The sequence below is a fragment of the Shewanella sp. CG12_big_fil_rev_8_21_14_0_65_47_15 genome (assembly GCF_002783505.1).
Lineage (GTDB): Bacteria > Pseudomonadota > Gammaproteobacteria > Enterobacterales > Shewanellaceae > Shewanella.
Map to the genome: position 1 here is coordinate 1 of NZ_PFGL01000044.1, position 17,198 is coordinate 17,198.

Genomic DNA, 17,198 nt, shown 5'->3' on the forward strand with positions numbered 1-17,198 from the left:
CTACGACGGGTTCTGCGACCGCCATTACCCATATTTTCCCTGAACTTAAGGGCAAGCTAAACGGCCATGCGGTGCGCGTACCGCTTGCGAATGCCTCATTAACCGATTGTGTATTCGAGGTGAGCCGTAAAACCACCGAGGCCGAGGTCAATCGCCTGTTAAAAGCAGCCGCAGATGGACCATTAAAAGGCATTTTAGGTTATGAGGAACGGCCATTAGTGTCGGTGGATTATAAAACCGATCCCCGTTCGAGCATTATCGATGCACTATCGACCATGATTATCAATGGCACTCAGGTCAAACTCTACGCTTGGTATGATAACGAGTGGGGCTATGCTAACCGTGCGGCAGAACTGGCTCGCATGGTCGGTCTGATGGATAAGGCATAAGCTTTATGGCTAAGCTGACTGGGTTCTTGTCCAACATATCACCCGAAATTCGCCAGTACTTAGTGATCACTGGTAACTATTGGGCCTTCACGCTCACCGACGGCGCACTGCGGATGTTAGTGGTGCTCCATTTTCATGGCCTAGGTTATAGCCCGTTGCAAATTGCCATGCTATTCCTCTTCTATGAAATCTTTGGGGTGATCACTAACTTAGTCGGTGGCTGGCTCGGGGCGCGTCTAGGTTTAAATAAGACCATGAATATCGGTCTGTTTATGCAGATTTTCGCCCTGAGCATGCTGCTAGTTCCCTCTGCCATGCTCACGGTTGCTTGGGTGATGGCGGCGCAGGCCCTGTCGGGTATCGCTAAAGATCTCAATAAAATGAGCGCCAAGAGCAGTATCAAACTCTTGGTGCCTAAGGATGCCCAGGGTGAGTTGTATAAGTGGATTGCCATGCTCACCGGATCCAAAAATGCCTTAAAGGGGGCGGGGTTCTTCTTGGGCGGTGCCTTGCTGACGGTGTTTGGATTCCAGCGGGCTGTGTTAGGCATGGCGATGGGTCTATTGCTGGTGTGGATTTTTAGTCTGTTAAGTTTGCGGCGCGACTTAGGTAAGGCCAAAAACAAACCAAAGTTCACCGAGATTTTTTCTAAGAGTCCGGCAGTAAACACACTTTCCGCCGCGCGCATGTTCTTGTTTGGCGCGCGGGATGTGTGGTTTGTGGTGGCCTTACCCGTTTATCTGGCCTCAAGCTTTGGTTGGGACCATTGGTATGTCGGCGGCTTTCTCGCACTCTGGGTGATAGGTTACGGCATAGTGCAAGCTTTGGCGCCCCGATTGACTGGGGCAAAGCAGATGGGCAAAAGTCAGGCTAGGGTCCCTGATGGGCGTAGTGCCCTAGCTTGGGCGGCGATATTGAGCATAGTGCCAGCCGGTCTTGCACTGGCAATAAGTTATGACTTCCATGCCGCGAGTATATTGGTTTGGGGATTAATGCTGTTTGGGGCCTTATTTGCCATCAACTCTTCATTACACAGCTATCTGATTGTCAGTTATGCCGATGCAGACGGTGTGTCCTTAGATGTGGGCTTTTACTATATGGCTAATGCGATGGGACGCTTGATAGGCACGGTATTATCAGGCTGGGTGTATCAAGCGTATGGCATGGCGGCGTGTCTGTGGATCTCGGCGGCATTTATTGGGTTAGCGGCACTTATCTCAATTAAGCTTCCAAGACATAGAGCGGTATAAGGTCACGACTAGGTTTAGATCTATTGACTTGTGTCGCTCAAGCTTGTGCTCGGTATGCTTAGTACTGCGATTCGAGCAATTGTTCGCTGTGGCTGTTTTTGTTGTTGGCGTGAAATGTTTCTCTTTTGTGGCGGGTCTTGTTCATTAGATGAATGATTAACCATTGGGAGTGCAGATTATGTGTAGTACACCAAAGACCAATTCGGCGGCTATGTCCCCAAAGATCCCTTTTCGCAGTTTTATGGCGAGCATGACACTTGAGCAACGGCATACATTTGCCGAGGTGGCGAATCGCGCCGATGAGCGTCGTAACATTCGTGAGCAACGTCTTGGGCTAAATCGCGATGTTAAAAACAATATCAAAAAAGATATTTCATTATGGAAGAGGCTGACTCGCTTCTTAAACCGCTATTTTGTGTCAGGTTAACTCTTTTGATTTTGATCAAATAACTCTCTATAATTCGGCCTGTTTTATGCAGTGGCGCAGTTTTAGGCTGTAGCAGTGTTTTAAAAAGGCCTAAGTATCGCTATTTCATAAAGCACAACTATTTTTAATCCAGTTAAATTTAAGTTAACTCACATGAGCGAGGTTATTTTTCGGTGATGAGCATTAAGCCGCATTAGTTTACTCCTTCCTTCTTGGATCGCTATGATCTGTCCTTAGTCGCTACCGACTCGGTAGTTGTTTTGCTGTACCCATAATCCCAATTGTATTTTGTCACCTTGAGGTATAAGTACCTTATTGGCTGTGCACTGACATTTTTGTCAAGCGTTGACATAGACCATTGGAATCTATGATCAAATTTTAAACAGAGTGAGTGAAATGATACAAACCATGAAAAAAGAGTGGTTCTCCAATATACGTGGAGATCTGTTAGCCGGTATTGTAGTGGCACTGGCGTTAATCCCTGAGGCGATTGCCTTTTCAATTATTGCAGGTGTCGATCCTAAGGTCGGCCTGTATGCTTCATTCTGTATCGCTGTGGTCATCGCGTTTACGGGGGGGCGTCCCGGCATGATCTCTGCTGCAACCGGCGCTATGGCGCTGTTGATGGTGACGTTAGTGAAGGAACATGGCCTCGAGTATCTACTCGCGGCGACCCTATTAACCGGTGTACTGCAAATTGCTGCGGGTTACTTAAAACTCGGTAGCTTGATGCGTTTCGTCTCCCGCTCCGTGGTGACTGGCTTTGTGAATGCGCTGGCCATCCTCATCTTTATGGCCCAGTTACCTGAACTGACCAATGTGACTTGGCATGTGTATGCGATGACTGCAGCTGGCCTATGTATCATTTACCTGTTCCCACTCATCCCTGTGATTGGTAAATCTTTACCTTCGCCTTTGGTCTGTATAGTAGGTTTAACGCTGTTTGCGGTTTATATGGGGTTAGATATCCGCACTGTCGGCGACATGGGACAACTGCCTGATACTTTGCCTATTTTCCTCTGGCCTGAAGTGCCATTAACCTTTGAAACGCTGATGATCATCTTCCCTTACTCGGCCGGCCTTGCCGTGGTGGGTTTGTTGGAATCTATGATGACAGCCACCATAGTCGATGATTTAACCGATACCCAAAGCGATAAAAACCGCGAATGTAAGGGCCAAGGCATTGCCAATATTGGTGCGGGTTTAATGGGCGGTATGGCGGGTTGTGCCATGATTGGCCAGTCGATCATCAACGTTAAATCGGGTGGTCGCGGACGGTTATCGACTTTTTCTGCAGGGGTATTTCTACTCATATTGATTGTATTCCTCGGCGAGTGGTTAAAACTCATCCCTATGGCGGCACTGGTTGCTGTGATGATCATGGTATCTATCGGTACTTTCTCTTGGGATTCCATTCGTAATCTTAAGCATCACCCAATGTCAACTAACCTTGTGATGGTCGCCACAGTTGTGGTGGTGGTCGCTACCCATAACTTAGCCATGGGGGTATTTGTGGGGGTACTACTCGCGTCCCTGTTCTTTGCTAATAAAGTGGGCCGTTTTATGGTGGTTAAGAGTGCAACGACTTCTAGCGACACTGGTCGCCATTATCAGGTTATTGGGCAAGTCTTTTTTGCTTCGGCAGATAAGTTCAGTAATTCATTCGATTTTAGGGAAGTGGTTGATAAGGTCACTATCGATCTATCTCAAGCGCATTTTTGGGATATTACCGCGGTATCAGCGCTGGATAAGGTGGTGATTAAATTCCGTCGCGAGGGGACTGAAGTTGAATTGATAGGCCTTAACGAAGCCAGTGCCACCATAGTCGATAAATTTGGGGTGCATGATAAGCCAGAAGAAGTCGAAAAAATGATGTCTGGTCACTAATCCTCTAGCAACACAGTAATAAGGAAAATAACGATGACAAATGTGATTGCCTGTATTGACGGTTCAAAAGCAACCCTCGCGGTATGTGATGCTAGTAGCTGGGCTGCAACTCAACTTGATGCGCCAGTGACATTATTGCATGTGTTGGATAAGTCTGCTTATCCAACAGAGTCAAATCTATCGGGAAATATTGGCCTAGGTACGCGAGAACACTTGCTTAATGAGATGGTAGAACTTGAGGCTCGTCGAAGTAAATTGGCGCTTGAGCAGGGCAAATATCTGTTGCAAGATGCGCGAACTCGTCTTATTGAGTCCGCACCAGCAGTTGAGATTGAAACCTTGCAGCGCCATGGCGACTTGGTTGAAACCTTGTTAGAGCAAGAGTGTAAAGCCAGATTGGTGGTGATGGGGCGTCAAGGTGAACAACATCAAGATCAAGCACAGGCGATTGGCAGCCACCTTGAAAGTGTCATTCGCACACTCAAACAACCTATCTTAGTGGTGATGGCAGAGTTTCAAGCACCAAAGCGATTTATGATTGCCTATGATGGCAGTCCAACGGCGAAAAAGGCGCTAAATCGCGTAGCCAGTAGTCCGCTACTAAGAGGACTGGAGTGTCATGTAGTCATGGTGTCAGACAATCAAGCTCAGGCTACGGCTGAATTAGGATTAGTTGAAGATGTTCTTCACGAAGCAAACTTCAATGTCATTACCGCTGTTTGCCAAGGGGAAGTACAAGCGGCCCTTGCAAGTTATCAAGCTGAACATCAAATTGATCTTATGGTGATGGGTGCCTATGGGCACTCGCGGATAAGGGAATTTTTTGTGGGTAGCAATACCACAAGGATGATCAGTAAAAGTCATATTCCATTGTTATTGTTACGCTAACTTGGATGGATAATGTATCAGTGAGTGTTGATGGATACTCACTGATGCAAAACAATCTGGATGGAGTCAGATGTACACAATAAAAAGGTATTAGCGCCTTTTTGCATAACATGGACAGACTTGGCTGAGTGATAAATACCTAGGTATACATCACTCTTTATGCTGAGTTTTGTTGTCACTAGGGGGCTGTGCCGTCGAGGAGGGGACTTGATTGGCCTCATCATCAGCCTTGTCCGGAGCACTAGTCTGAGTCTTTCCGGTCTTAAGCTGCTTGTTTTTGTCGTGTTGACCAAATTGCGGCAGCTTAAATTTTGCACTGTATTTCAATGCAGCAAGATTGCTGGCGATGACACCTAAGATCAAAATAATGATGATCCACACCTCTAAGGTTGACATATACAGCTCCTGTATTGAAAAACGTAAAGATTAATCAACCGCCAAACGTTGTTCACATTTGCGGATATCTTCTGGTGTGTCAACTTCAATAGAGTCGAAGGCACTGATGGCGATTTTGATCCTGTGGCCATACTCTAGTGCCCGTAGTTGCTCCAGCTTTTCCAGATCTTCGAGTCGGCCTAAGGGCAGGGCTGCAAAGGTCTGCACGAATCTGCGGGTGTAAGCATAGACCCCTAAATGTTTGTAAACCGGGTAGTCTTGGGTATCTCGGCCAAAGGGAATGCGGGCGCGGGAGAAATACAGCGCGTAATTGTTGTTATCGAACACCATCTTCACATGCATAGGATCATCTAGCTCGGCCTTGTTGACGATTTCAAAGCCTAAGGTCGCCATTTCAAACTCACCTGGGTGACGCTCGAATAGACTGATCACTTGCTCTATGGACGTCGGATCGATAAGGGGTTGATCGCCCTGTAGGTTGATCACTAAGTCATCATCCTTAAGCCCTAGCTGAGTGATGGCATCATTGATACGATCCGTGCCCGATGCGGCATCTGGACTGGTCATCACGACTTTGCCGCCAAAACCTTCAACGGCACTCTTAATGCGCTCATCATCGGTAGCAACATAAATATTCGTCAGGCCTTTGGCTAGAGAGGCGCGCTCATACACATGTTGGATCATCGGCTTGCCGTTAATCGGGGCTAGGGGTTTGCCCGGGAAGCGGCTTGAACCGTAACGTGCCGGGATTAACAGAGTCACATTCATCGCATTTTCCTATTTTTCAATTTTGGTCAGTATAAAGAAAAAGGGCTCGCAAACGAGCCCTTGTCATATGCTTGAGAGCTTAAATGCGACGGAACAGAGCAGTCAACATCTCATCTGTGACTTTTTCTTCCCAACCTGCGCCGTAAACGTTAGCCCATAATGGACCCATGCTCTTAGTCACGGCAACCATTTTAGCAATGGTTTCATCCGGCAGATCTTTACAGATGTTCTTTGGCAGGGTGATGTTGTGTTTCTTCATCATCAGACGGAACTCTGCCACACCTTCTGGATAGAATTCTTCTAACACGTCAAAGGCGATACAGTTACCGATACCGTGGTGGTAACCCAGGATGTAGGACAGACCGTAAGAAACCGCATGGCAAGCACCCACTTGGCTGTAAGCGATACTCATACCGCCCATAAATGACGCCATCATCAGCTTGTCGTCTTTTTCTACGTGGTCGTCTAAGTACACTTGGCGACATAAATCCATGGCTTTTTCAGCGTAGGATTTAGAGAATTCGTTTAAGAAGGTGCCTTCTAATGATTCAACGCAGTGGATATAGCAATCCATACCTGTGTAGAACCATTGATCGGTTTCCACGCCTTCGATTAACTCAGAATCCATGATGATTTGATCGAATACTGTGTAATCTGAGTTCAGGCCTAACTTACGCACTGGACCACATAATACGGCGGTGCGTGACGCTTCGGCGCCAGTACCCGAAATCGTAGGGATACCGATATGGTGTACCGCTGGGTTTTTGATCAAGTCCCAACCTTGGTACATGGCAGAGCCGCCTGGATTGGTCAGCATCAGGGATACCGCTTTGGCCACATCCATGGTTGAACCGCCGCCGAGGCCGACAACACTGACGGGTAACTTGCCATTAAAGGCTTGAACTTGCTCAGTCAGCGTATCGATTTGTATTGTGCTTGGCTCATCATCAACATTGACCCATATCAGCAGATCGTGGGCCTTAACAGGAACACGGCCTTCGAGTGGTTTGCCCTGGTGAACGTCATCGACTAAAAACACCACGAAATCATCGTCAACTTTACGCTGGGCAGCTAAGACTTCGTCTAATTGGGCGAAGGAGCCACGGCCGAAGATCATCTTTTCAACTACTTTAAAATTCTTAAAACTCATTGCAAAACTCCCGTAGAATTATTGGGCAAATGCTTTTTTGATGTTTTCAATACGCTCGGCAATCTGAGCATCGGTCCAAGACAATTTAATGAGCATGGAAATCGTGCGGCTCATAATGGCATCAGATTTCGGCACAGAAATTTGAGTATAGTCAGGTCTGTCGGCGATTAATGTGATTGGTAACGCAGCAGATGCCTTAAGCTCCTGAATGTGTTTCCAGTTCTTCAGATAATGCCAGTTGTTCACATACCAGTAGAAGCAGCCATCGACGCCGTTTTCAGCCAGTTTTTTGCTGATTTCTTGGGTACGCGCTTCGGTTGGCAACATAAAGGTTAAGAAGCCCGCTGAGTCGCCTTCTGGATCTGGGATCAGGCGGAAGGTGACTTCTGGGATAGCGGCCATTGCCTCTTTAATGACTTTTTTGTTTTTACGTTGAATGTCGATAATGGTATCGAGTTTACGTAATTGGGCTAAACCTAAGGCCGCATTCATTTCAGAGATACGGAAGTTCAGGCCCATAATAGGGTGTGATTCGGCGCCGCGGTCTTTACCTATATGGTCATGGCCGTGATCGGAGAACATATGGGCGTTATCGTAGATCTCGGTGCTATTGGTGATCACCGCGCCGCCTTCACCACAGGTGATGGTTTTGACAGAGTCGAAGGAGTAACAACCCACAGCACCGATAGTGCCTAAGGCCTGACCCTTATAGCTGCCACCGATGGCTTGGCAGGCATCTTCTAATAACACTAGATTGTGTTTTGCACAGACGGCTTTGATTTCATCCATCTTCGCCATAGAGCCACACATATGCACTAAATTCACGGCTTTAGTGCGTGGAGTAATGACCGCTTCAATGCCTTCTGGCGATAGACACAGGGTTTCATCGATTTCGGCAAAAATGGGGATCGCACCCGCCATAAAAATCGCTTCAACCGAGGCAACAAAGGTAAAAGGTGGCACGATAACTTCGTCACCGGCACCAATGCCTGCGGCCATTAAGGCCGTTTGCAGCGCAGCAGTACCGCTAGATAACAGGTGGGCATGCTTAACATTCATCTTCTCGCAGAGCAATTGCTCCATATCGCGAGTCTTCCAGCGATCATTACGCATATGGTCGAAGTTATAACGGAAGGTAAAGCCGTGCTCCATCACATCGGCGACTTCTTGTTTTTCTTCTGGACCAAATAATTCAAAACCGGGCATGGAAGGTATCTCCTTAGAATTTGTGGCGCATAGGTCGCGCTGCAATTAACTGGCGGATTATAACTGGGCTCATTATCCCTTGCGATGTTTTATTGATGAAAATTAATGGGGAAAAAGAAAAACCTACAGCCAGTGTAGGTTTTTACGGGAAGGAATAGGGGCTTTGGTCGAATAATCAGCGGCCAAGTGGGATCAACGCTTATTTTCTAACCCTTGGCTGCGATCGACGGTCACATCTAAATCCGTTAACAAACCATTATCTATACCGTAGATCCAACCATGGACGGCAACTTCTTGACCGCGATCCCACGCCTCTTGCACTATGGTAGAACTGGTTACATTGGCGACCTGCTCAATCACGTTTAACTCGCACAGGCGATCGAAGCGTTTTGCCTCGTCCATCTGCAGTAATTCGTCCTGGTAGATCCGGTAGATATCCCGCAAATGCCCTAACCAGTTATCGATAAGCCCAAGGCGTTGTTGGCCCATGGCGGCGCGCACACCACCACAACCATAATGGCCGACGACCATGATATGTTTGACTTTGAGCACATCGACGGCGTATTGCAGCACAGATAAGCAGTTGAGATCGGTGTGGATCACCATGTTGGCAATATTGCGATGAACGAAGACTTCGCCGGGCATGAGATCGATAATTTGGTTGGAGGGGACGCGGCTATCGGAACAACCAATCCACAGGTATTCGGGGTTTTGCTGCTTTGCCAATTGTTCAAAAAAATCAGGATTCTCTTGGCGTATACGCCCGGCCCAGCGGCGGTTGTTGTCGAATAAAGGTTTGAGTAATTTCATTTTAACCTATTGTTTTGTTAGCTTATTTAAAGCTATTGATGATACAGGTTACACACGTTAAGTAAGAGTATACCAGCAAATTTCCTCCTGCTGGTCTATCCAATGTGCAGCCGGTAACGCCTACCCAATTGGCTCTTTTAGGTTAAGTCAAACGGGTGATTGATTTTCTATAGGACCCTTGCCAGAAATTGGCTTAAATGTTGGTTGATAACATCGGCTTGTTCTAGGGTTGAGATATGGCCCGCATGGGGAATATGCACTAGCTCACTGCCATCAATAGCATCGTGCATTAAGTAACTTTCCAGTACGCTACGGGCCTTATCTTCAACGCCGACCATAATCAAACAGGGGAGAGTGAATTGTTCGGCAAAATCCATCGTATCGCGACGATGAAAAATCATCCGTCCAAGCTTAACAATGGTGGGGATTTTCTCTGCTGGGATAGTGGCAAGAGTGTGTTCAAAGTCCGCAACCAGTTCGGGCGTATTATTCGCGGCATTGTTTGCGAAGAACAAAGGCGAAATCGCACCGATAAGCGGTGTTGGGATGGCCTTGGCGGCGGTTATCATATCCAGCATGCCATCATATTTGGCGCGGGTAACCTCGGGTTCGAAACCGATAAAGCTGTCGAGCATGACCAGTGCTTGCACGCGGCTTGGCGCCTTAAGCACCAGTTCTGCCCCCCACATGGCGCCGACCGAGAGTCCAACAAGGCTAAAATGCGCAATTTGCAGGCTATCCATTAAGGCCATCATATGATCGGCAATATCGAGCAGACTATGGCAATTCTCGGGTAAACCTCCCGATTGGCCATGTCCCCACAGTTCCGGCACTATGCAGCGGTACTGGCGGCTCAACCGCGCAATCTGTGGTGCCCACATGGCGCTATCCCATAAATAACTGTGTCCAAACAACAGTGCTGGGCCTGTGCCAATATCGAGGTAACTTAAGCTGCTACCTGCTATGTCTAATTGATGACGATGTGAAGAAAAATCCATAAAACCTACTTAAATCAAAGAGTATCTTTAGATAACCTAATGTTAAGGCTGAAGCTTATCCCTAGGAGTGGCAACCCGCCGTACGTATTTATCCACTAATGTCTCTAAACGGGCGAGTACGGCCCCTTTAAGCAACATATCACTGTTTTCAATCAGGTTTGCCAGAGCTAAGGGATCGAACTGAGATAAAAGTGTCTGGGAAACGGGGAAATAGCTAATGTGCCAAGGCTCGGGGCTGACCCCACTCTTTCCCCGTTGAAATGGGAAATAAAAACCAAACTCCTCAGCATGGGTGACCAGCCAATGGTGCAGCTTAGCGCAGGGACCATAGTGTGAGTATTCCGCCTCAACTAAGCGCAGCTCACTGGCCGTCACCTGTTTAGCATCGAAGACATCGATATCTGTTCCCCAATGGTGGCGCGATGCACCGGGCAGCGCCGACCAGAGTAAGATTAAATCGACAAGCTCATCATCTGTTAAGCCTTTGATATCAACTGTTTGTTCGTTAGCATCTAGCACCGCGCGTTTTCCGCTCGCCTTAGCGTTCCATATCGCCAGTTGGCGGTCAAAGGGACGATAGGCGGAGCAGATGGCCAATTGAATGCCATCTTCCGCCGCCTTTTCAGCCATAGTTGCGAAGGCGATGGCAGTATGGGGTTCAAGTAAAAACCCCGTGGCTTGGTTATGGTACGGGCTTAATACCTCAACTAAAGCGTGGGATGTCAAGCCGTAAAGGCGAGCGGTTTTGGGTGAGATCAGGGCGGCATTTAGCACAGTAACTGTTCCAAAATCACTTCATAACACAGGGCCAACTGCTCAAGATCATCGACCTTAACGCATTCATTTACCTTATGAATGGTGGCGTTGACTGGGCCGAGTTCGAGCACTTTTGCCCCCGTCGGCGCGATAAAGCGCCCATCCGATGTGCCGCCCGTGGTCTGTGGATCTGTCTCATAGCCTGTGACTTGGCGGATGGCGATACGGGTAGCATCAAGCAGTGGGCCATCGCCCGTTAAAAAAGGTAATCCATTGAAAATCCAGCTGATGTTGTAATCCAGTTCATGGGCTTTTAATAAGGCTTCTACCCGTTCGATTAAGATCTCTGCGGTGACTTCGGTGGAGTAGCGGAAGTTAAACATTACTTCCAGTGCGCCTGGGATCACATTCGATGCGCCAGTGCCACCGTTAATATTGGCGATTTGCATACTAGTGGGCGGAAAGAACTCATTGCCATTATCCCAGTGCATTTGACTCAGTTCGGCTAAAAATGGCGCGGCTTTGTGGATTGGGTTATCGGCAAGGTGCGGATAGGCCACGTGGCCCTGAATGCCTTTCACGGTTAAGTTACCAGTTAAACTGCCGCGGCGGCCATTTTTGACCACATCGCCCAGTTTAAGGGTTGACGATGGTTCACCGACTAACGCCCAAGTGATCTTCTCGTTACGGGCTTCTAAGGTATCAATGACCCTTGTGGTGCCATTAATAAAGGGACCTTCTTCATCGCTGGTGATCAAAAAGGCGATGGAGCCATTATGGTCGGGATGTTTAGCCACGAAGCGTTCGGTGGCGACGACCATGGCAGCGAGTGAGCCCTTCATATCCGCTGCGCCGCGGCCATATAAGTAGCCATCGATAATGGTGGGCACAAAGGGCGGCGTGTGCCAGCGGCTCACATCACCCGTTGGTACAACATCCGTATGGCCAGCAAAACAAAAGACCGGACCTTGATTGCCACGGCGAGCCCACATATTGGTGGTATCTTCGAAGATCATAGGTTCGATATTAAAGCCGATGGCGCTGAGTCTTTCAGCCATCAAGGTTTGACAGCCTTCATCTAAGGGGGTGACCGAAGGACGAGCGATTAGATCCTGAGTCAGCGTTGTGACTGGAAAATTGTCGGCGGTTATCATAGGGAAAACACCTTTTTATAGTCTGCTTCATTGAAGCCAACCACCACTTGTTCGCCAACAACCAGCACGGGGCGTTTGATCAAGGTGGGGTGGGCTAACATCAGCGCTAGGGCTTTAGCTTGATCTATATCGGTTTTATCAGCATCAGTCAGGGCGCGAAAGCTAGTGCTGCGCCTATTGAACAGGGTTTCCCAGCCTGCGGTGTTACACCAAAGTTCGAGGTCCTCTTGGCGTAAACCCTCCTCTCTAAAATCATGGAAATTAACTGGAAGTTGATGATTTTCAATCCATTTGCGTGCTTTACGCACTGTATCGCAATTCTTAATACCAAAAAGGGTCAAAATGATGCTCCAGTGTTTATGGGCGCTTGGCATACAAGCATTGATTTTGCTCGCATTGTGGCATTGTGGGCCTGATGTCACAAGTAGGATCTCGTCCGGCCTTAGTGGGAAAAAGTATAACAGTGGGAAAAGGCATAAAGAATGGGCCGCTTGCAGAGCTTAGCAGTGTAAAGGGTGGCATTTTTTACATCTCACCCATCACTCAATTAGCACAATCGATATTTATCACTTACCTTGGGCGAGATTTTGACTAGACTCAAAGTGTAGGGCTAATTAAGGGGAACACTATGGACTCAATAAAAATTCGCGATCATATGGACCGTCAACCCGTATTGTTGCGTGCGAATATGTCGCTTGCTACCGCCGTCGAAAAACTCTTAGATAACAATAAAATGGGTGCCGCCGTGGTCGATGATAATGGCGATTTGGTCGGTTTTTTATCCCAACAGGATTGCTTGGCCGTGATGCTAAAAAGCAGCTATCACTGCGATATGACTTCCGTCGTGAAAGATTGTATGCGCACAGAGGTGCTCTTTGTGGGGCCTGAAGACAGCATTTTGCAGTTAGCTGAGCAGATGCTGGGGCCAAAACCAAAAATTTATCCCGTGGTAGAGCAGGGAAAAGTGATTGGCACTATTAATCGCACCAATGTGTTAAAGGCCATGAACCTTTATATGCAACAGTGTTACCTTGCTCCGGCCTAGGTCATGCTCCTCTGTGGTTAACGGGTTAGTTTACGCCTGAAATTGCAGGGTTTAAGGCACATTTGAGGTAAATTATCCATACCAATGCGCCACGTTCCTTGCTAGGATCGCCATTTTTGATGCTAGCAATGGAATTTGGTTTTGAACTCAGACAAACATCCGCTATCGAACGCCTTTCTTAATCTTTGCTATCAGAGCGACGCGTCGCGGATCCGTCGTCGTTTATTTAAGCTCAATAAAGAAGCCGACTCAGATAAAAAGACTCAAATATTAGCCCAACTGAGTGAGCAAGCTAAGGCCGCCTTCGATAAGGCTGAGCAGCGTCGCCTAGCTCGGCCAAAGATCCAATACCCAGAAAACTTGCCCGTGTCGTTAATGCGCGATGAGATTGCCCATGCGATTGCCGGTAATCAGGTAGTGATCATCGCCGGTGAAACGGGCTCGGGTAAAACGACTCAGTTACCTAAAATCTGTTTGGAACTCGGCCTAGGCTGCCGTGGCATGATAGGCCACACCCAACCGCGCCGTTTAGCGGCCCGCAGCGTGGCGAGCCGAGTTGCAGAAGAATTACAAAGCCCACTCGGTGAAGTGGTCGGCTTTAAGGTGCGCTTTGCCGATGCGCTTAAGAGTGAGTCCTATATCAAGTTGATGACTGACGGTATTTTACTGGCGGAATTAACTTCAGATCGCTATTTAGATCAATACGATACTATTATTATCGACGAGGCCCACGAGCGTAGCCTCAACATCGATTTTATCTTGGGTTACCTCAAACAAATTCTGAAAAAACGCCCCGATTTAAAGGTCATCATCACCTCGGCCACCATAGATGTGGAGCGTTTTTCTAAGCATTTCAATAATGCGCCTATTATCGAAGTCTCGGGCCGTACCTTTCCGGTCGAAACCCGCTACCGCCCCTTAGTGCAGGATAGTGATGCCGATCTGGATCAAATCGAAGGCATTTTTGCCGCCGTCGATGAGCTGGTGGCCGAAGGGCTTGGCGACATTCTGATCTTTATGAACGGTGAGCGGGAAATCCGTGATACCGCCGAGCAATTAAGCCGGCGTAATTACCGTGATACCGAAATTTTGCCGCTGTATGCGCGGCTTTCCTACGGCGAACAGTCCAAGGTGTTTAGCAGTCACAGGGGCAGGCGGATTGTGCTTGCCACCAACGTCGCCGAAACCTCGTTAACTGTGCCTGGCATTCGTTACGTGATTGACCCAGGTACGGCGCGCATCAGTCGTTATAGCTATCGCACTAAGGTGCAGCGCCTGCCGATTGAACCTATTTCGCAGGCGAGCGCTAATCAACGTCAAGGCCGTTGTGGCCGCGTGGGGCCGGGGATTTGCATTCGGTTATACGATGAGGCGGATTTTAATAATCGTCCAGCCTTTACCGATCCTGAAATTCTGCGCACTAACTTAGCTTCGGTCATTTTGCAGATGCTTGCCATCGGCCTTGGAGATATTGCTGCGTTTCCCTTTATCGAGCCGCCCGATCCGCGCCATATCCGCGACGGTTTCTTGCTGCTCGAAGAATTACAAGCGGTCGCGAACAAACACGGCAAGCTCGGGTTGACGCCACTTGGGCGTAATTTAGCGCAAATTCCGGTGGATCCGCGTCTGGCGCGTATGGTGGTCGAGAGTCAGCAGTTAGGTTGTTTAAATGAAGTGCTCATTATTGCCGCGGGTCTGTCGATTCAAGATCCCCGCGAGCGACCTATGGAGAAGAAGCAAGCCAGTGATGAAGCCCATCGCCGTTTTGCCGATCCCAGTTCCGATTTTGTCAGTTGGATAAACCTGTGGCAGCACCTAAAAGATCAACAAAAAGAGTTATCAGCTAGCCAGTTCCGTAAAAAATGCCGCGATGAATACTTAGCCTACCTGCGGGTGCGTGAGTGGCAGGATTTATATACCCAGCTTAAGCAAGCCGTGCACGATTTAAAGTGGCGTTTAAACGATACCCCCGCCAATTATGACAGCTTGCACCGTGCGCTCCTGTCAGGCTTGTTGAGCCATGTTGGTTTTAAAGATAACAATAACGAGTACTTAGGTGCCCGTAATCGTAAGTTTTTTGTGTTTCCCGGTTCGCCACTCGCCAAAAAGGGCCCTAAGTGGATCATGGCGGCCGAGCTGACCGAAACCTCGCGCCTATTTGCTCGCTGCTGCGCTAAAATCGAACCCGAATGGCTAGAGCCCTTAGCGGCGCATCTGATCAAGAAAAGCTATGTAGAGCCGCATTTTGAGGCCAAACCCGGCAGCGTTATTGCCCTCGAGAATCAAGTGCTCTACGGTTTGACGGTTGTGCATCGCCGCAAGGTGCAATACGGCCCTATCGATCCCGTCGAATCACGGGAGATTTTTATCCGCAGTGCCTTGGCAGAGGGGCAGCTACAAACCCAAGAAGCGTTTTTTATCGCAAATCAGAAGCTGCTCGAAGACATTGAATCGCTGGAGCATAAATCCCGTCGCCGCGATATATTAGTGGATGAGCAAGTGCTGGTGGATTTTTACGAGCCGCGTATTCCCCAAGGCATTTATAACGCCCAGTTGTTCTTTGGTTGGTGGAATAAGACCAAGCGTGAGCAGCCGGATTTACTGGATTTTAATAAAGCACTGTTAATGCAGCGCAGCGCCGACCATATCTCGGCCTTGGATTTTCCCGATACTTGGCATAAGGGCAATTTACGCCTCAAGCTCAGTTATCATTTTGAGCCCAGTGTCGCGGACGATGGCGTGTCGGTGCACATTCCGGTGGCATTGCTCAACCAAATCGATGATACGGATTTCGATTGGTTGGTGGCCGGGCTCAGGGAAGAAAAGTGCATCGCGCTGATCAAATCTTTGCCTAAGAGCTTGCGGCGTAACTTTGTGCCAGCGCCGGACTATGCCCGCGCCTGTGTGCAGGCGATGCCGCCCTTTAGCGCCAGTTTGCTCGAGGCCATGTGCAAGCAGTTATTGCGCATGAGTGGCACACGCATATCCCCAGAAGACTTTGATTTAACGCAGATCCCCGCGCATCTGCAGATGAATTTTAAAATCGAGGATGATAAAAATAACTTAGTGGCCGAAGGCCGTGTGCTCGACACCTTAAAAGCCGAGTTGCAGGGCGTGGTCGCTAAGGCCATTCGTCAGGTGGCGGATAAGGGCATAGAGCGAGAAGCGTTAACCGAGTGGTCCTTTGGCGAGCTGCCTAAGCAATATCAGCAGCAGAAGGGCAATTATCAGGTGCGGGCGTTTCCGGCGCTGATCGATAATAAAGACAGTGTTGCAATCAAATTATTTGATGATGAATTTGAGGCGCAGGATGCCCACCGTCAGGGTCTGCGGCGTTTACTGCTGCTTAATATCCCTTCGCCGGTGAAGCATTTACAGCAAGCCTTGCCTAACAAGGCAAAATTAGCCATGTATTTCAATCCATTTGGTCAAGTTCAGATCTTGATCGATGATATTATTGCCGCCGCAGTGCAGCAGTTATTGGATGAAAAGCAGCTGGATGTCCGGGATAAAAACCAGTTTGAGCAGGCAAAGGACTGGGTTCGCCAGGAACTTAACCTGACCGCCGAGCAAATTGCCCTGAAGGTTGAGCAGATTTTGACTCTTTATCAGGGCATTAAAAAGCGCCTCAAGGGTAAAATTAGCCTAGATATTGCTTTTGCTATGAGTGATATTCAAAGCCAATTAGACAAGTTAGTGTTTAAGGGGTTTGTTGAAGCCTGTGGCTGGAACCGTTTAGCCGATGTGGCGCGTTACTTAAAGGCGATTGAAACCCGTATCGAGAAGTTGCCTGTCGATCCGACCCGCGACCGTTTGCATATGCAGAGCATTAACAAGGTACAGGAAGCATTGACTGCGCAACTGGCGAAAGTGCCACGATCGCAGCCGACACCGCCCGCGTTAATCGAGGCACGCTGGATGATTGAAGAGTACCGCGTCTCCTGTTTTGCACAGGTGCTCGGCACGGCTTATCCAATATCTGAAAAGCGGATTTTAAATCACATTCAACAGGCCTAATTGCCCAGCGTGATATTAAGCGGCGGGTCTACCGTTTCCCCTCAAAATAGGGATGTG

At 48.4% G+C, this 17,198-nt stretch carries 15 protein-coding genes and 1 pseudogene; 7 read left to right on the top strand and 9 right to left on the bottom strand.

The window, feature by feature from the left end; all coding sequences use genetic code 11:
• The 5 genes and pseudogenes from COW15_RS11485 to COW15_RS11505 all read left to right on the top strand — a co-directional run.
• Positions 1 to 389 (top strand): annotated as a pseudogene (locus tag COW15_RS11485) (type I glyceraldehyde-3-phosphate dehydrogenase); the annotation flags it as partial.
• A 5-nt stretch (positions 390 to 394) separates the two neighbouring features.
• Entirely contained in the window at positions 395 to 1,639 is a 1,245-nt protein-coding gene (arsJ, locus tag COW15_RS11490; protein ID WP_293632699.1) for an organoarsenical effux MFS transporter ArsJ, read from the top strand.
• Positions 1,640 to 1,817: 178 nt separating this feature from the next.
• Positions 1,818 to 2,066 carry a hypothetical protein gene (locus COW15_RS11495; protein WP_293632700.1) on the top strand — a complete coding sequence of 83 codons (249 nt, stop codon included), beginning with the start codon at positions 1,818 to 1,820 and terminating at the stop codon, positions 2,064 to 2,066.
• 396 nt (positions 2,067 to 2,462) lie between these two features.
• Entirely contained in the window at positions 2,463 to 3,953 is a 1,491-nt protein-coding gene (locus tag COW15_RS11500) for a SulP family inorganic anion transporter (RefSeq protein ID WP_293632701.1), read from the top strand.
• A 33-nt stretch (positions 3,954 to 3,986) separates the two neighbouring features.
• Positions 3,987 to 4,841: a universal stress protein gene (locus COW15_RS11505; protein WP_293632702.1), complete on the top strand. Its 855-nt coding sequence runs from the start codon at positions 3,987 to 3,989 to the stop codon at positions 4,839 to 4,841.
• A 150-nt stretch (positions 4,842 to 4,991) separates the two neighbouring features.
• On the opposite strand, the gene COW15_RS11510 is transcribed toward COW15_RS11505, so the two are convergent.
• The 9 genes from COW15_RS11510 to COW15_RS11550 form a co-directional block, all read right to left on the bottom strand.
• Entirely contained in the window at positions 4,992 to 5,237 is a 246-nt protein-coding gene (locus tag COW15_RS11510) for a DUF2897 family protein (protein ID WP_293632703.1), read from the bottom strand.
• A gap of 30 nt (positions 5,238 to 5,267) precedes the next feature.
• Positions 5,268 to 6,005 carry an 8-amino-3,8-dideoxy-manno-octulosonate cytidylyltransferase KdsB gene (kdsB, locus tag COW15_RS11515; RefSeq protein ID WP_293632704.1) on the bottom strand — a complete coding sequence of 246 codons (738 nt, stop codon included), beginning with the start codon at positions 6,003 to 6,005 and terminating at the stop codon, positions 5,268 to 5,270.
• Between the two features lie 79 nt (positions 6,006 to 6,084).
• Complete coding sequence (kdnB, locus tag COW15_RS11520; protein ID WP_293632705.1) at positions 6,085 to 7,155, bottom strand: 3-deoxy-alpha-D-manno-octulosonate 8-oxidase KdnB; 1,071 nt, start codon at positions 7,153 to 7,155, stop codon at positions 6,085 to 6,087.
• Between the two features lie 18 nt (positions 7,156 to 7,173).
• A complete protein-coding gene (gene kdnA, locus COW15_RS11525; protein ID WP_293632706.1) occupies positions 7,174 to 8,361 on the bottom strand; it encodes an 8-amino-3,8-dideoxy-alpha-D-manno-octulosonate transaminase KdnA in 1,188 nt (395 codons plus the stop codon).
• A gap of 192 nt (positions 8,362 to 8,553) precedes the next feature.
• Positions 8,554 to 9,171: a carbonate dehydratase gene (gene can / locus COW15_RS11530; RefSeq protein WP_293632707.1), complete on the bottom strand. Its 618-nt coding sequence runs from the start codon at positions 9,169 to 9,171 to the stop codon at positions 8,554 to 8,556.
• A 167-nt stretch (positions 9,172 to 9,338) separates the two neighbouring features.
• Positions 9,339 to 10,169 (bottom strand): alpha/beta fold hydrolase, encoded by an 831-nt coding sequence (locus COW15_RS11535; protein ID WP_293632708.1) that lies wholly within the window; start codon positions 10,167 to 10,169, stop codon positions 9,339 to 9,341.
• A gap of 42 nt (positions 10,170 to 10,211) precedes the next feature.
• Positions 10,212 to 10,943, bottom strand: a complete 732-nt coding sequence (locus tag COW15_RS11540) for a M15 family metallopeptidase (RefSeq protein ID WP_293632709.1) — start codon at positions 10,941 to 10,943, stop codon at positions 10,212 to 10,214.
• Positions 10,937 to 12,079: a succinyl-diaminopimelate desuccinylase gene (gene dapE / locus COW15_RS11545; RefSeq protein WP_293632710.1), complete on the bottom strand. Its 1,143-nt coding sequence runs from the start codon at positions 12,077 to 12,079 to the stop codon at positions 10,937 to 10,939. Before dapE ends, COW15_RS11540 begins: the two co-directional genes overlap by 7 nt.
• On the bottom strand, positions 12,076 to 12,420 hold the full coding sequence (locus COW15_RS11550) for an arsenate reductase (RefSeq protein ID WP_293632852.1): 345 nt from the start codon (positions 12,418 to 12,420) through the stop codon (positions 12,076 to 12,078). Before COW15_RS11550 ends, dapE begins: the two co-directional genes overlap by 4 nt.
• Positions 12,421 to 12,707: 287 nt before the next feature.
• On the opposite strand from COW15_RS11550, the gene COW15_RS11555 reads away from it, so the two are divergent.
• Both COW15_RS11555 and hrpA read left to right on the top strand, forming a co-directional pair.
• Entirely contained in the window at positions 12,708 to 13,124 is a 417-nt protein-coding gene (locus tag COW15_RS11555) for a CBS domain-containing protein (RefSeq protein WP_293632711.1), read from the top strand.
• Positions 13,125 to 13,259: 135 nt separating this feature from the next.
• Entirely contained in the window at positions 13,260 to 17,141 is a 3,882-nt protein-coding gene (gene hrpA / locus COW15_RS11560; RefSeq protein ID WP_293632712.1) for an ATP-dependent RNA helicase HrpA, read from the top strand.
• The last annotated feature ends 57 nt before the right edge of the window (positions 17,142 to 17,198 follow it).

Bases quoted from the DNA above. Each gene is read 5' to 3' on its own strand.
- arsJ (WP_293632699.1), top strand. From the start codon at position 395: ATGGCTAAGCTGACTGGGTTCTTGTCCAACATATCACCCGAAATTCGC.
- COW15_RS11500 (WP_293632701.1), top strand. From the start codon at position 2,463: ATGATACAAACCATGAAAAAAGAGTGGTTCTCCAATATACGTGGAGAT.
- can (WP_293632707.1), bottom strand. From the start codon at position 9,171: ATGAAATTACTCAAACCTTTATTCGACAACAACCGCCGCTGGGCCGGG.
- kdnB (WP_293632705.1), bottom strand. From the start codon at position 7,155: ATGAGTTTTAAGAATTTTAAAGTAGTTGAAAAGATGATCTTCGGCCGT.
- COW15_RS11495 (WP_293632700.1), top strand. From the start codon at position 1,818: ATGTGTAGTACACCAAAGACCAATTCGGCGGCTATGTCCCCAAAGATC.
- kdsB (WP_293632704.1), bottom strand. From the start codon at position 6,005: ATGAATGTGACTCTGTTAATCCCGGCACGTTACGGTTCAAGCCGCTTC.
- COW15_RS11510 (WP_293632703.1), bottom strand. From the start codon at position 5,237: ATGTCAACCTTAGAGGTGTGGATCATCATTATTTTGATCTTAGGTGTC.
- dapE (WP_293632710.1), bottom strand. From the start codon at position 12,079: ATGATAACCGCCGACAATTTTCCAGTCACAACGCTGACTCAGGATCTA.
- COW15_RS11505 (WP_293632702.1), top strand. From the start codon at position 3,987: ATGACAAATGTGATTGCCTGTATTGACGGTTCAAAAGCAACCCTCGCG.
- kdnA (WP_293632706.1), bottom strand. From the start codon at position 8,361: ATGCCCGGTTTTGAATTATTTGGTCCAGAAGAAAAACAAGAAGTCGCC.
- COW15_RS11555 (WP_293632711.1), top strand. From the start codon at position 12,708: ATGGACTCAATAAAAATTCGCGATCATATGGACCGTCAACCCGTATTG.
- COW15_RS11535 (WP_293632708.1), bottom strand. From the start codon at position 10,169: ATGGATTTTTCTTCACATCGTCATCAATTAGACATAGCAGGTAGCAGC.